The sequence below is a fragment of the Bacillus sp. SD075 genome (genome assembly GCF_017355165.1).
GTDB lineage: Bacteria > Bacillota > Bacilli > Bacillales > DSM-1321 > Peribacillus.
In genome coordinates this window covers 1-15058 of the sequence record NZ_JADILK010000030.1, presented here as the reverse complement: position 1 = coordinate 15058, position 15058 = coordinate 1, and the positions used below count along the sequence as shown (strand labels likewise).

Below are 15058 nucleotides of genomic sequence, written 5' to 3'. Positions count from 1 at the left end.
TCGGGTACGTTCCATCATGATGGGCCAATTTTTCAAAATAAAAAAAGCCGGAAGTTAGGGTTGCCCCATTCCGACTTGAATCTTCTTTATTTGAAATTTGGCAATAAAGCATCACTTAGGCGGCCGAATTCTTTGATGCTCAGTGTTTCTCCTCGTCTGGAAGGATCCACTTCTGCGGCTTCGAGAGCGGCAAGTATGAGTTCCTTTTTCGATTTACCATCTGGCAGCTGACTGGTCAAGTTATTTAAAATCGTTTTCCGACGCTGCGCAAAGCTCGCCCGGGTCACAATGAAGAAGAAATCCTCATCCAGCACCTCGACGATTGGCTTCACGCGCCTAGTAAGGCGGATTACAGCTGAATCAACATTAGGCTGGGGCATGAATACCGTTTTGGGTACTATCATCACCGTTTCGGCTTCAGTATAATATTGAATGGCAATGGATAAAGAACCGTATTCCTTCGTCCCAGGTTTTGCGGCAATTCGATCGGCCACTTCCTTTTGCAGCATGCACACGATACCTCTAATGGGCAGGTCCTCGGACAATAGCTTTAAAATGATGGGCGTCGTAACATAGTATGGCAGATTTGCAACAACCATCAAGTCCGAGAAGCCTGCAAATTCCTCCTCGATGACCTTCTTGACATCAGCTTTGAGAACATCCCCATGAATGATATTTACATTGTTATAAGGAGACAGTGTATCCGATAGGATGGGAAGTAGACGCTGATCAATCTCAAAGGCAGCAACCTTTTTGCTGCTTTTCGCTAGTTGTTCCGTCAATGCCCCGATTCCCGGCCCAATTTCTATGGCGCCGCTTTCTTCCGTTAAATTGGCATGTTCGACAATACGTTTCAAGATATTCGTATCGATTAAAAAATTTTGTCCTAAGCTCTTTTTAAAGGAGAATCCGTATTTCTTTAATATTTCTTTCGTTCTGACAGGGGTTGCAATATCCTTATTCATTTTTTTCCTCCTGGTTTATCTGTACCATCGCTTTCTCAAAAACCTCAGTCGATATTTGGAACATTCTTAGTCTCTTATATAACTGTTTACCATTGGTAAACCCGATTTTTAAAATAGATCCAAGTTTTTCCCTTCGTTCCTTGGCACCGGATCCCCCGATTAAACCTGCATCTATTAAATCCTGCTGTGAAATCTCTTCTGAAGCCTCTCCATCCATTAATTGGGCATCCTTTAAAGCATTGCGAATTGCCTCAGGAGACGCATGTTCCACACCAATTCCCCTACCTGACTTAGGAAGGGCTTCCTTCTTCGTTAAAAAGGCGTGTTTACAGCCTTTTACTTGTTCTGAAATAATATTCCTGATTTTTTGGCCTGGAAAATCAGGGTCTGTGAAAATGATGGCTCCACGTGTCTTTTGTGCAAGCCTCACCTGCTCAATACAGGACTCATTAACTGCTGAACCATTGGTTTCTATTGTATCAGCATTAACAGCCCTTTTGATCGCTACCGTATCGTCTTTTCCTTCTACAACAATAATTTCTTTAATCTTTTTCATGGTTTCCTCCATACAGAAAAGCGCAAGCGCTTTGATTAGCTCTTGGATAAACGTAACCGATCCCCGTAAAATTTTCTGGATAGAGAATCAGTCAAGATCATTTATGAAAGTTCACACGCATATATTGAAATCTTATGGAATAGTGAGACGTCTATCTTATTAAAACAGTTTTACATGGGGTTTTTCAACAAATGGAAAATAAAACGCAAAAAACAGGAGACGAATTCATCTCCTGCGAGAGAAACCTTATTAGTCCAATACACGAATCTTTACTCTCTTTACACCCCAGCGATAGGCATCATTTTTTGAGGAAAAGAATACATCAATCCTATTTCCCTTTATTGCTCCGCCTTTGTCAGCAGCTACTGCATAGCCGTAGCCCTCTACATATACTTTCGACCCCATAGGAATTACGTTTGGATCGACTGCAATGATTTTCGCACCCGGATTACTCTTTAGGTCCACGCCTGTGGACGTGACACCGGAACAGCCCTTACAACTGGCAGTATAAGCTGTTGATGATACGTATATTTCTTTTCCACTCGAAGAACTAACGTTAGTTACTCCGCGTGATGCCTGGGCAACCGTCGTTCGAGTTCCGACCGTTACAACTTTATCCTGCTTTTTATTAACTACTCTTTCTGAAAGTAATTCTCTATTAACCTCTTTGCCATTTTCTTTAATAACTTCATATTTTTTAGAAACGAGGCCGTCTTTTCCTTCTTTGACAATCTTCTCTTTCCCTTTTGATAACGAGTCATCTTTTTTTGTTATGACAGCAAAGTCAACTGGTTCTTCCACTACATCGGTGACTTTTTCAATTCGAACTACGTTTACCGTATTCTCAGCTTCAACTTTTTGGGTTAATTTTGGCTCAACTCGATCCAAATCATTGAGTTTTACTCCTTGTTGCTTTAAAAAGTCAGCGACAGTAGTCGAAGTTGACCATACCTGCTTTTCGTTTCCACCTACCACCAATTTCAGTGAAAAGGCTTTGTCTATGGCAACTTCCATATTCGCTTTCAGCTTCGTACTTTTTGAAGGGGTGATCTTATCCTGTTCCTTCACACTAAGATCCTGGTCCTTTAAAAGTTCGTTTACCGTATCGGCAGTGGACCAAACTTCCTTCCTCTTACCATCCTGTATCATGACGATTTTTTGTGCAGGCTTCCAAACCACCTCTAAATCATCATCAACCTTTGTGGCTCTTGATGGGTTGACATAGTCTGCGGCTTGAACGGTAATCTCTAAATCTTCCAACATATCATTTACAGTAGCCGCGTGTGTACGCACTACCTCTTTTTTTCCGTCTAACGTGATTGTTACTGTATCCTTTGTTCCTTGATATATTAGTATTCCCAATGCTGTAGAAACAAGAATAGCACTGCAAATGGCAATTGCCATCCTCTTCTTCCCAAAAGGTTTGGGAATAAGGTTTTTCATGGTTTTTAATAGAATGAAAAACTCCTCCTTCCTCCCGGTGATTATATAGACTTAGTTATCAAGCTGTCAACCCATTCACTTCTCATTCAGGAAATTACTACCTATTATGCATATTCCATAATGAAAAGAAAAGGGCGACTTCTCGACATAATGAGCCTATAGTTGGAGTGAGATTTGTAGAAACCTTAAAAAATGCTATTTCAGCTAGCGAATCCCGAGAGATATTGTAAAAAAAAATGTCAGTTAATGCCGAATAATTTCTTGGCATTTTCCGTTGTTGTCTGGGAAACTTCCTCTATTGTGAGTTGTTTGATTTCTGCAATTTGTGCAGCAACAAGCTTCACATAAGAAGGTTCATTACGCTTCCCCCTATAAGGATGGGGAGCCAAGTATGGACAATCGGTCTCTATCAGTAAACGGTCCAAAGGTACGGCTGCTGCCACTTCCTTTGGTTTTTTTGCATTCTTGAAGGTCACAGGGCCACCCAATGAAATATAAAAATTCATATTGATGCATTCCAAAGCCGTTTCTGCACTGCCGCTAAAGCAATGCATGATGCCTCCAACCCTTGATGCCTCTTCTTCCTTTAGTATGTGCACGATATCCGCGGTCGCTTCCCGGTTATGGATAATGATAGGCAGCCCCACCTTTTTGGCCAATCGGATTTGCTTCCTGAACACCTCCATTTGAACTTCTTTCGGGGACTTATCCCAATGATAATCCAGGCCCATCTCACCAATGGCCACAACCTTTGGATGATTTGATAAATCCTCGATCCATTGTAAGTCCTCTTCTGTCATATCTATAGCATCCACAGGATGCCATCCGACTGCGGCATACATGAAATCATAAGCTTCTATTAATTCCATTGCCCTTATAATAGTAGGCCGGTCAAAACCTACGACTACCATATTATTGACTCCTGCTTCCTTTGCTCTTTCTATTACGTCTTCGAGATCCTCGTTGAATTGTTCCGCATTAACATGTACGTGTGTGTCAAATAACATTATTTTTCTTCCTTTCTAGCACTATTTTATTAAAAAATGAAAGTTTTATGTTTCACATTTAGGTAACAAACAGATTACAAAGGAGTCCTATGCCCAACATATAAATGTAGAACCAAAACTAAACCTGTATGAAATTACTTTTTCCAAAAGGATAAAGAAAAAAACATAAAAATGTTTCATATGAAACACCTTTATGTTTTCATCGGTTTATTTTACCTTTGAACCATTTGGAATCGATGAATCTATTGTAGCGACTGAGAGCGCACCATCTTGGCTTCCCGCCAAAATCATTCCTTGAGAGAGCTCGCCACGAAGTTTAACAGGTTTCAAATTCGTTACGCATATCACTTTTTTGCCTACCAAATCTTCGGGTTTATAGTACTGTGCAATGCCTGATACGACTTGCCGTTTCTCATAACCCAAATCAAGCTGAAGTTTAAGAAGCTTATCCGCCTTCTTTACCGTTTCAACTTCCATGACCTGAGCAACACGAAGCTCTACTTTTGTAAAGTCATCAATAGTGATTTCATCAACCTCGGGAATCGTCTCTTCTACTTTTTCCTCAGCCTTAAGGGCACCGCCCTGCATTTGTTCTTTAATGTATAAAACTTCCTCTTCCACATCCAGACGAGGGAAGATCGGGTCCCCCTTCAAGACTTTCGTTTCAGCAGAAATTTGACCGAACTCCGCTAAACTGTCCCAGGATTTTAACACATCATCAACGATGTTAAGCTGAGCAAAGATTTTTTCCGGTGTTTGAGTCAAGAACGGTTTCAAAAGGATTGCTGTCCTGCGTAATGATTCCGCCAAATGAACCATGACACTAGCAAGGTCTTTTTTCCTTGCTTCATCTTTAACAAGAGTCCATGGCTGGGTCTCATCAATGAATTTGTTAGTTCTGCTCACGAGTTGCCAAATGGAAGTTAGTGCAACTGAAAATTCCATTTTTTCCATTGCTTCCTCATATTTGCCTACCGTATCTTGGTTCATTTCAAGCAAAGCTTTTTCGAATTCACCATTGGATCCATGGTATTCTGGAATCACACCATCAAAATACTTATTGACCATTGCAACTGTTCGATTTAATAAATTCCCTAAATCATTTGCCAGGTCAAAATTAATCCGTTCAACAAACCCTTCCGGTGTAAATACCCCATCGGAACCAAATGGTACTTCACGCAATAAATAGTAGCGTAAAGAATCCAAACCGTAACGATCAATCAATGTAACGGGATCCACTACATTCCCTTTTGATTTGGACATTTTACCATCTTTCATGAGAAGCCATCCGTGGGCAAAGACTTTCTTTGGAAGCGGCACGTCAAGAGCCATTAACATGATCGGCCAATAGATTGTATGGAAACGAACGATTTCCTTTCCGACCAGATGAACATCGGCTGGCCAATAATTCAAGTATTTAGAATCATTATCCGTTCCATACCCTAATGCGGTTATATAATTGGTCAATGCATCTATCCAGACATAAATAACATGCTTTGGATCTCCCGGCACTTTGATGCCCCAATCGAAAGTAGTACGTGAAACGGCCAGATCTTCCAATCCAGGCTTGATGAAGTTATTGATCATTTCATTTTTGCGGGATTCCGGTTGAATGAAATCCGGGTTTTCCTCATAAAACTTCAATAACCGATCCGCATATTTACTCATCCTAAAGAAATAGGATTCCTCTTTCACCTTTTCAACAGGCCTGCCGCAATCAGGACAGTTTCCATTGCTTTCTTCCACCTGACGTTCCGTGAAGAAAGATTCGCAAGGTGTACAATATAACCCTTCATACTGGTCCAAGTATATATCGCCTTGATCCAATAGCCTTTTGAATATCTTGGCTACGACATCTTTATGGCGATCTTCCGTCGTCCTGATGAAATCATCGTATGAAATATCAAGCTTTTCCCAGAGCTCTTTAATCCCTGATACGATATTATCTACATATTGCTGTGGAGTGATTCCCTCCTCAGCTGCTTTACGCTGGATTTTTTGACCATGTTCATCCGTGCCTGTTAAATACATGACATCAAAGCCACGCATCCTTTTATAACGAGCCATGGCATCCCCTGCCACTGTCGTATACGCGTGCCCTATATGTAAATTACCACTCGGATAATATATGGGTGTCGTGATATAGAATGTTTTTAATTTATCTTGCACTTCGTTCCCTCCTCATCTTTTGAAAAACCGGCTATAGGACAGGCCCAAGCCTTAAGAATGCATTTAAGCTATTATCTCTATTTTAACGCTATATACAATTCTGTGCGACAATAATCATGAATCTAATCATCATGTTAATAGAATAAAAAAAAATATAAGTAAATCTCACATTAAAAATAAGGATCATGGACGTGAACTTCCCTTATGACAGCATTACCTCTTACCTCAACAAAATATACCTAAATTTCTTTTTTTGTGCAACAACTCACATATTCGCAAACTTTTTCGAAAAATTGTCCTTAATTCAGAACTTTTGTTTTGAAACTAAATTATATTTAATCATATAATAATAAAGTATGTTTTTATATGCACACTTTGTCGAAATGTGGTGAAGTGAGTAGTTCTTTGCAGCCTGTTATTTCTTTACTTTTAAAGACATAACCGATTTTTCCCTTTAAAAATCCTTTTGATATACGAAATGGGCCATGCTATTTCTTACAAAAAAATGAAAATAAATCATTGACGAATTTGGGAATGGCTGGTATTATAAATTTATAAAAAAATTTGTCGAATATTGGCGAAAAAAATAGAAATAGGGTACTAGATTGAAACTGAGAGGAGAATTTTTAAATGAAATCTACAGGTATTGTTCGTAAAGTTGATGAGTTAGGCCGGGTGGTTATTCCAATCGAACTTCGTCGTACATTGGGTATCGCTGAGAAAGACGCTCTTGAAATCTATGTTGATGATGAGCGCATCATCTTGAAAAAATACAAACCAAACATGACTTGCCAAGTTACAGGTGAAGTTTCCGATAACAACCTTACACTTGCTAATGGTAAATTAATTCTTAGTCGTGAAGGTGCAGAATTACTAATTCAAGAAATTCAACAAAACTTCACTGCTGCTAAATAAATGATATAAAAAAACTTCCGGACTTCGGAAGTTTTTTTTTTGCTTATTATTATTGTATATCAATGTGATACGCTTGATATACATCGCGTTTTTGCAATTTGCGATCGTTTGCGACCTGCTTGATTGCGTCCTTTGAAGTGAACTGCTTGGTTTCTATATAATGATTAACATGACCGACGATGTCAAGGACCATCCACCAAGCTTCTTCAGGTTCATCCTCCGACCATTGCCCACCTTCTATTATTAAACAGAACTCACCGCGAATTTCAGATTCCATCGCCCACGTCAATGCTTCACTTACAGTCCCTCGAATGAACTCTTCAAATTTCTTGGTTAATTCGCGGCATAATACTATACGACGGTCACCTAGAATGTCATGCATATGTTTCAATGTTTCTTTCAATCGATGTGGAGATTCATAAACGATCCAGGTCGATTCCATTTTTTTTAATTTTTCCAGTTCCTGCTTCTTTTCCTTTGCTCCCCGTTGTAGAAAGCCATAAAAGTAAAAAGGCTGCGGAATCAGTCCAGATGCGATCAATGCAGTTAATGCAGCATTGGCCCCCGGCAACGGGATGACTTTAAACTGTTCGGCAATGGCATCTTTGACCAGTTCATATCCCGGATCGGATATCGTCGGCAAGCCAGCATCACTTACCAATGCGATGACCTCTCCAGATCGAAGCCTCTCAAGCATCTGCTTCCCGCTATACTCCTTATTATGTTCATGGTAACTGACGATAGGTGTCGAAATTTCAAAGTAGTTGCATAATTTCTTCGTATTTCGCGTATCCTCAGCAGCAATGACATCCGCTTCCTTTAAGATTCTTAAAGCCCGAAAACTCATGTCCTCAAGGTTTCCTATCGGTGTAGGGACCAGATATAGAGCTGGCTCCAATCCTTCTTTTTCAAAACTCTTTTGCTGCCACATATCATGTATCCTCCTTTGCCATCCACTTTTGCTTTTGTTTTCTCGTTAATTGCTTAAATTTATATTCGGCCTGCATGGCCAATGTCTGTGTTTCGAATATTTCATGATGAATCAGTTCAACCGGGGTCCGGCCTCGTGTATACTTTGCACCCCTGCCTTGATTATGGGCATCAATCCTACGGGTCAAATCATTTGTATACCCAGCGTAATAGCTGCCGTCCCTGCACTTTAAAACATAAAAATAATGCTTATTCCTCTCCATATAAAATCCTTCTGATTTCCGGATTATACTCATTTTGATCATTATATACAACTAGCGGAGGAAGAATCTTCAAATCGGGGTTGCCGTCCTTTATCCCTTCAATAAGAATCGTATTCGCTTCTTTTGAACTCTTTGGATAAACGAATTGCAGTCGCTTCGGTTCAATTCTGTACATCCTCATGAAACGCAGGATATCCATCAGACGGCCTGGTCTATGAACGAATGCCGCTTTCCCACCTTGACGCAGCAATTGACTTGAAACACGCATGACGTCCTCAAGATTACACATTATTTCATGTCTGGCAATTGCAAAATGTTCATTTTTGTTAATTTCCTCGATAGATGGCGTAGGGAAATAGGGTGGATTGCAAGTAACCACATCATATTTGCTATAACCTATCTGTTTTGGAATTTCTTTTATATCCCCATGAATCATCTCGATCTGGGAGGATACGCCATTATAGTCCATGCTCCTCTGGGCCATGTCATATAGCCGTTCCTGAATCTCGACACCGGTAATTGTCCCTTTCGTTCTTGTACTCAGCAGCAAAGGTATGACCCCATTCCCTGAGCAAAGATCTACGATTTTACCTTTTTGGATCGGTACATTTACGAACCTTGATAATAAAACGGCATCTAATGAAAAAGAGAACACCGATGGGCTCTGGATGATTCTTAAATTCTCAGCCAATAGATAATCCAGGCGCTCATCTCCTTTAAGTTCTACCATTGCTGTTACCCTCCTAATCATGTATGGAAAAAGCATGTTTAGGGTCCATGCTTCGACATTACTATCGTACAAAAAGGGGTCTGACTCATAGTATGCGTCAGACCCCGAATCACTATATATTGTAAACGGTCTATCTATCACGTAAAAGAGATGGAACATCTTTTATATTATTCCATTATCACTTCTTGTTTAAAAAAGATAAACAGAACAGGCAATCCCCTTCTTTTCGTAAACTGCCAAAATGCAGATTGCAAATATGAAAGCCTTCTTGATAGATACGTGCTAAATTATCATAGCCTTCCCCGATATCCATAACCTTGTCCGCACTTGCAGTACGGTTTTTCACTTTTTGTTTGACCTTTACTGCAGCAGGCGCAGTTTCGACTTCGACAAGGCCCAACCGATGGCGCAAATGCTCGTTCTCCAGCTTGAGCGACTGATTTTCCTCAAGGATTTCAGCTAAGTTCTGCTTCAATTCTCCAAGCTGCTTATATAATTGGCCTATCTGGGTTTCCATATTGGTCACCGACTCAAAAATATCTTTCTTATCCACGCTCTCCCACCACCTTAATAATCTGTGGCTTGAATAGAAACGGCTCCCTCTTTTAGAATCTCATCTAGAGTATACTCTAATACTCTTTCTTGCTCGATTAGTTCAATCTGAAGTACGCGTTCTAGAATATTAAGCCCAACTACTTTGCCTTTGCCACCAGGCGTATTAATCATTTCACCTAAATCAGGAAGCATTTCCTTCGCACTTTCATACTCATCATTTTCATATTTCAGACAGCACATCAATCGACCGCATAAACCTGAGATTTTTGTAGGGTTTAATGATAAATTCTGATCCTTCGCCATTTTGATGGAAACCGGTTCAAAATCTCCTAGGAATGTGGAGCAGCATAGCATTCTGCCACAAGGTCCGATGCCGCCAAGCATCTTTGCCTCATCCCTTACCCCAATTTGGCGCAGTTCTATGCGAGTTCTGAAAATGGCAGCTAAATCTTTGACTAAATCACGGAAATCCACGCGACCATCCGCTGTAAAATAAAACACGACTTTATTTCTGTCGAAAGTATATGCCACATCAACCAGCTTCATATCCAGCTTATGCTCCACAACCTTTTGACAACATATAGAGTAAGCCTCTTCTGCAGCCGCCTTGTTTTCGTCTACAATCAGCTTATCTTTTGCATCAGCGACCCGAAGTACTTTTTTCAATGGCAGGACAACATCGTTTTCATCTACTTGTTTACGGGCCGTAACTACTTTACCGAATTCAACACCGCGGACAGTCTCCACTATTACAAAGTCGTCCTTAGGAATAACGAATTCACCCGGATCAAAGTAGTATATTTTGCCCGCCTTTTTAAAACGGACACCTACAACATCATACAAATCATGATCCCTCCTGCAAATTCAGCACAAGCTGTTCCATCAACAGCTGTGGATTCGTGTTGGACATCAGCTTCCTTTTTGCTTCCAAAATGCAACCCATATGTTCAGCAAGGCGTCTTGGGGAAAGATGAAGAGCGTGAGTTTCAAATTCCTTCAGTTTATTTTGGAATACAACGAAGTCCTTTTTATCCAACTGAATGTATAATAAATCCTTATATATAAGAAGTAACAAATCAAGACCTCTGTCAACCTGTTCTCTTTCTTTAAAGTGTGTGAACCAATCCGTCTGAAGGTACAGCAATGCCTTCAAGGAATTAAGTTTTAACACTTCATATAATTTTACCACTATTTTTTGAGCTTGTACAAACCATTCATCATGGCTAAGCTCAATTCCAGCTTCCACATTCTGTGTTATGTGTGCGATAACCGAGGCCAACTGTGGTTCTACATCCTCTTCCATCAGCTTCCGTTTCACATTCTCAGGAGATAATGGCTTGAACGAAATCACTTGGCATCTTGATAATATAGTCGGTAGAATCCTCTGAATCTGTTCGGTCATCAATATTGCTACAGTATCAGCTGAAGGTTCTTCTAAAAATTTCAATAGACTGTTGGCTGCCCCCACCGACATTTTGTCCGCATCGGCAATCATATAAACCTTTCGATCTGCCTCCACGCTTTTTTTTGAAAACTCTTCCTGAAGCCCCTTGATTTGTTCTTTCTTTATGGAGAGACCGTCTCTTTCTATCAAATGGACATCGGGATGATTCCCACTTGAAATCCGTTTGCAATTCCGACAAAGTTCGCATGGCTCATAACCTGCTGTCAGGGCTTCACATAGTAAGCTTTTGGCAAAGGAATTGCTTATATCTTGCTTACCTGTCCCTTTTTCCCCTTCAAATAAGTACGCATGAGCCACCCTGTCCTTCGTTAAGCTATTTTGCAGCATCGTCATCACCTGCGGCTGTATTTCACTCATGTCCTGCCATGTTTTATCCAAAACCATCAACTCACTTAAGTATATAAATTAATCAGAAGACCTTTAATCTCGCCTATCATTTCCAATATTTCAAGCGAGTTTTTCTCTTTATTATTAAGAATTTCCTCGCTTAACTCAACTAATCTTGCATCTATCGTTTCCACGGTTTTCAACGGCCGGCTCTGTCCATATTCGTTCCAGCTCGTGGATTGCTTCAGTTCCAGTCCATATTCAACCGCTTCTTTAACAAACCGTTTCACCAATGCTTTATATTTTGCCAATTCCCTAAAAGTACGTGACCTTACTAAACGCTGACCTGCCCCTTCAATATCGCCTATCAAACGGTTTAATGTTTGGATTTGCATCTTTTGATCCTGTGTCCGGACCATTTGCTGAAATCTTCCATTTCCTATTTGAAACTGTTTGGCATCCTGACGCGATTTATCCAGCTTAATAGGGATATCATGGTTGATTTTCATAATGAACCTCCCTGAAACTAACCGTTAAAATTGTAAAAAGTTTTCAACCGGCAGAACAAAAATTGTCGCCCCGCCTACTTGAATCTCCACAGGGTAAGGTACATAAGACTCGGCATTCCCGCCCATCGGTGAAACCGGTGATACTAATTGGGATCTTGACTGACAATTCTGTTTGATGATCTGAATGGCTTGATCAACACGTTCATCCTCTGTGCCGATCATAAAAGTCGTATTACCAGATTTCAAAAACCCGCCAGTGCTAGCTAGCTTGGTCGTTCCGAAATTATTTTCCACTAATTCATTCAGCAGGCGATGACTATCCTTGTCTTGAACGACAGCAATGATCATTTTCATTCTCATCATCCTCCGGTTACTCTGAATTTTTACTAACTCCATTATAGCAACTAGTCCTTGCCTGGAATAGTATTGGTTGAATAATATGGAAACCTATATATTTAGTTTCCTGCTCTCGCTAAAAAGTTCAACAAGCTGGCTTTCGTTTCCTCAAGGACTTCATCTATTGTCCGGCCTGCATCCACGATAATGAAACGGTCTTTCCATCTATTTATAATGAACCGATACCCCTCACAAACTTTTTTATGGAAGTCGAGGGCTTCAAGATCCAGCCGGTTCACTTCCCGTTCCCCATTGGACTGGATACGTCTCAATCCCTCTTCTGGGTCGATATCAAAAAAGAAGGTGGCATCTGGCATCATATCTCCAATTGCGAATTTATTGATATTGTAAACCTCTTCTATATCCAAACCCCTTGCATGACCCTGGTAGGCTAACGAGCTATCTATAAATCGGTCACAGAGGACAATCCCCCCTCGTTCCAACTCAGGCATGACCACTTCCACTAAATGCTGACGCCTTGCTGCTGCGTATAATAAAGCCTCTGTTCTCGAGTCCATGGCTGTATTATCTTTATTGAGGATCACTTCCCTAATTTGCTCCGAAATGGGAACTCCCCCTGGCTCACGCGTTAATAGGACTTGGTAGCCTTCTTGTTGCAGAGCCCTGCCAAGCATTTGGGTAATTGTTGTTTTCCCGGCACCCTCAGGCCCTTCCATTGTTATAAAAATACCACGTTTCATCGATGTACCTCCAAGGTTCTTTGTTTGTAGTATATCATTTTAACCAGTCTCCCTGCTTTCATAAACAATCAATTCTCCGTTTGAAAGGGAGGAACCCCCATGAAATCTTGATCCCAGTTCTAGCAGTCTACTTAAATTTGATATATGCTCAGGAGTAATCATTTCCCCGGACATAATTAAAGGGATGCCAGGCGGATAAGGAATGACCATCTCGGCAGATACCTCGCCCACTGCTTTCCTTAATGCGACAGGTTTTGATTTACTAAGCTTCATGACGGAGTAGGGCATTTCAAGTCCTGTCATTGACCTTCCATTAGACAGGAGGACCCCAAGATCTGCTTCTTTATTTCCAGTTCTGTCTTCAGTGGCACTTTTTATAGTTTGAACGATTTCATGAAAAGGAAATTCGTTACCCATTTTTAATAAGGGTAAAATCATTAATAAATTATCAGGATCAGCCATTTCCGCAAAAATTCCTTCGGCTTCACATAGCTGCTGTAACTCAAACCCGCTTAAACCATTTGTTGATTGAATGACTACTTTCAACGGGTCTGCCGAGCTGCCTATCGGAGCCTCCAGCACCCTTATTGTTTGCAGGGCACCTAATGCCTCTCTGAAATCTGATATCTTTTCAATAAGGGATCTTTTATCTTCTGATGTAAAAGCGGCTAAGTAGGCCCTGGCCAAGTCAAGCGATCCCATAATTGGGTAAGATGGACTGCTCGACTGAAGCATTTGTAAATAGAATGATACTTGATCTACATCAAGTAAGGAAGAATTTACATGAAGAAATGACCCCATCGTCATGGCTGGCAGTGTTTTATGCGCTGAATGGACAACGGCATCTGCTCCTGCCAAAATTGCCGGTTTGGGAAACGGATTTCCTAACTGAAAATGGGCACCATGTGCTTCGTCCACCAGCACCGGGATCCCCTTTTGATGTGCGAGTTTTACCATTTCCGTCAAGTCTTCACCAAGACCATAATAATTCGGATAGGTTACAACGATGGCTTTTACATCTGGATGTACATTCAAGGCTTCCTCAATTAATTTTGTTCCTACACCGCCAGCAATGCCCCATTTCTCATAATAATCTGGTTGTAAAAAAATCGGTTGTACATTCGCTAACATCAATCCATGTAAAATTGATTTATGGCAGTTTCTTTGGACAAGAACCTTATCACCTTCTCGGCAGGTAGCAAGAATCATGGCAATGTTGCCTACGGTTGATCCATTTACCAGAAAATAACTCCGCTTTACCCCATACAGATCAGCAAGTAGTTGCTCGGACTTTAAAATGGCGCCCTCTGGGGCATGGAGGTCATCTAAACCGCTTATCTCCGTGGCATCAATACCAAGCAGAGGAATATATAAGGCTTGTCCCCTTTTATTAAACACCCATCCATTTTTATGTCCTGGGACATGCAGCGATATGGGCCTTTTTTTATGAAAAGCACTCATTGCATCGAACAATGGTGTCTGTGATTGATTCATTTTTCTCTTCCCTCATATCATAGTATTTTTTCATTTTATCAAATAAGTTCAATTTTATCTCATATTGCGTCGACAGAAAGGCAATTATGTATCTCCAAACAGTCTGTTTGAGGGAACATGCAGAAACACGGGAGCATGCTGCCACGCATTCTTCTAAAGTAGCAAAAAAAGAATCAGAGAATAAAGAAACACACCATTTCTTTTTCTCTGACTCTTTAACTTTCCACAACTATTTTTTCATGAAAATATTTCAGGATTAGTGATTTTTCTTAATTGCTTTAAGTAATATTGGTACTTGGGATCGTTCGTATCCGTCCCGATCATATCCCTTTCGCATTCCTCACAAATAAAAGTCGTATAAAGATGTATACCCATCCCTTTTATTTGTTCACAAACCGCACACATTTCCCCTGCCGTTGTTTTGGTTGTTGTTCTCCCCAACATCTCCACCTCCATACCTGCATTCTCCCCAAAAACCATTGTTCGCATACATTAATTTAAATAGTTTAAGAGAACCGGGATGCTTTTAATGCTTTTAACAATGTATGATGAAGAATTTCAATACGTGTATGTCTTTATAAAAGTTTCCATAATTGATAATCCCTTTATTTCCAATGATTTTTCTTTGCATTA

17 protein-coding genes are annotated in these 15058 nt (G+C 40.5%); 1 reads left to right on the top strand and 16 read right to left on the bottom strand.

The features are described 5' to 3' along the window. Nucleotides 1-86: 86 nt before the first annotated feature. The 5 genes from rsmA to metG all read right to left on the bottom strand — a co-directional run bounded on the left by rsmA (nt 87) and on the right by metG (nt 6140). Complete coding sequence (gene rsmA, locus IOC57_RS17745; RefSeq protein ID WP_063235905.1) at nt 87-965, bottom strand: 16S rRNA (adenine(1518)-N(6)/adenine(1519)-N(6))-dimethyltransferase RsmA; 879 nt, start codon at nt 963-965, stop codon at nt 87-89. Beyond that, on the bottom strand, nt 958-1521 hold the full coding sequence (rnmV, locus tag IOC57_RS17740; RefSeq protein WP_207439936.1) for a ribonuclease M5: 564 nt from the start codon (nt 1519-1521) through the stop codon (nt 958-960). The genes rsmA and rnmV overlap by 8 nt, the downstream gene beginning before the upstream one ends. A gap of 249 nt (nt 1522-1770) precedes the next feature. Beyond that, nucleotides 1771-2925, bottom strand: a complete 1155-nt coding sequence (locus IOC57_RS17735; protein ID WP_286184977.1) for a G5 and 3D domain-containing protein — start codon at nt 2923-2925, stop codon at nt 1771-1773. A 278-nt stretch (nt 2926-3203) separates the two neighbouring features. Further along, the gene (locus tag IOC57_RS17730) at nt 3204-3971 is read right to left on the bottom strand and encodes a TatD family hydrolase (RefSeq protein WP_207439934.1); all 768 of its coding nucleotides are present in this window, start codon (nt 3969-3971) and stop codon (nt 3204-3206) included. 207 nt (nt 3972-4178) lie between these two features. Next, entirely contained in the window at nt 4179-6140 is a 1962-nt protein-coding gene (gene metG, locus IOC57_RS17725) for a methionine--tRNA ligase (protein ID WP_207439933.1), read from the bottom strand. A gap of 630 nt (nt 6141-6770) precedes the next feature. On the opposite strand from metG, the gene IOC57_RS17720 reads away from it, so the two are divergent. Then, the gene (locus IOC57_RS17720; RefSeq protein ID WP_063235900.1) at nt 6771-7055 is read left to right on the top strand and encodes a transition state genes transcriptional regulator AbrB; all 285 of its coding nucleotides are present in this window, start codon (nt 6771-6773) and stop codon (nt 7053-7055) included. A gap of 49 nt (nt 7056-7104) precedes the next feature. Here the strand turns inward: IOC57_RS17720 and rsmI are convergent, their stop codons facing one another. The 11 genes from rsmI to IOC57_RS17665 all read right to left on the bottom strand — a co-directional run bounded on the left by rsmI (nt 7105) and on the right by IOC57_RS17665 (nt 14881). Then, the gene (rsmI, locus tag IOC57_RS17715; RefSeq protein ID WP_207439932.1) at nt 7105-7986 is read right to left on the bottom strand and encodes a 16S rRNA (cytidine(1402)-2'-O)-methyltransferase; all 882 of its coding nucleotides are present in this window, start codon (nt 7984-7986) and stop codon (nt 7105-7107) included. A gap of 1 nt (nt 7987) precedes the next feature. Further along, complete coding sequence (locus tag IOC57_RS17710) at nt 7988-8248, bottom strand: GIY-YIG nuclease family protein (RefSeq protein WP_207439931.1); 261 nt, start codon at nt 8246-8248, stop codon at nt 7988-7990. Further along, nucleotides 8235-8978 (bottom strand): tRNA1(Val) (adenine(37)-N6)-methyltransferase, encoded by a 744-nt coding sequence (locus tag IOC57_RS17705; RefSeq protein WP_063235897.1) that lies wholly within the window; start codon nt 8976-8978, stop codon nt 8235-8237. Before IOC57_RS17705 ends, IOC57_RS17710 begins: the two co-directional genes overlap by 14 nt. A 178-nt stretch (nt 8979-9156) precedes the next feature. Continuing rightward, nucleotides 9157-9495, bottom strand: a complete 339-nt coding sequence (yabA, locus tag IOC57_RS17700; protein WP_269467095.1) for a DNA replication initiation control protein YabA — start codon at nt 9493-9495, stop codon at nt 9157-9159. A gap of 50 nt (nt 9496-9545) precedes the next feature. Then, a complete protein-coding gene (locus IOC57_RS17695; RefSeq protein WP_207439930.1) occupies nt 9546-10376 on the bottom strand; it encodes a PSP1 domain-containing protein in 831 nt (276 codons plus the stop codon). Between the two features lies 1 nt (nt 10377). After that, nucleotides 10378-11376 (bottom strand): DNA polymerase III subunit delta', encoded by a 999-nt coding sequence (holB, locus tag IOC57_RS17690; RefSeq protein ID WP_207439929.1) that lies wholly within the window; start codon nt 11374-11376, stop codon nt 10378-10380. 14 nt (nt 11377-11390) lie between these two features. Beyond that, a complete protein-coding gene (locus IOC57_RS17685; protein ID WP_207439928.1) occupies nt 11391-11834 on the bottom strand; it encodes a YaaR family protein in 444 nt (147 codons plus the stop codon). Nucleotides 11835-11858: 24 nt separating this feature from the next. After that, nucleotides 11859-12188 (bottom strand): cyclic-di-AMP receptor, encoded by a 330-nt coding sequence (locus tag IOC57_RS17680; protein WP_061440312.1) that lies wholly within the window; start codon nt 12186-12188, stop codon nt 11859-11861. Between the two features lie 101 nt (nt 12189-12289). Next, nucleotides 12290-12931: a dTMP kinase gene (tmk, locus tag IOC57_RS17675; RefSeq protein WP_207439927.1), complete on the bottom strand. Its 642-nt coding sequence runs from the start codon at nt 12929-12931 to the stop codon at nt 12290-12292. A gap of 39 nt (nt 12932-12970) precedes the next feature. After that, a complete protein-coding gene (locus IOC57_RS17670) occupies nt 12971-14425 on the bottom strand; it encodes an aminotransferase class I/II-fold pyridoxal phosphate-dependent enzyme (protein ID WP_207439926.1) in 1455 nt (484 codons plus the stop codon). 237 nt (nt 14426-14662) lie between these two features. After that, the gene (locus IOC57_RS17665; RefSeq protein ID WP_207439925.1) at nt 14663-14881 is read right to left on the bottom strand and encodes a sigma factor G inhibitor Gin; all 219 of its coding nucleotides are present in this window, start codon (nt 14879-14881) and stop codon (nt 14663-14665) included. Between the last annotated feature and the right edge of the window lie 177 nt (nt 14882-15058).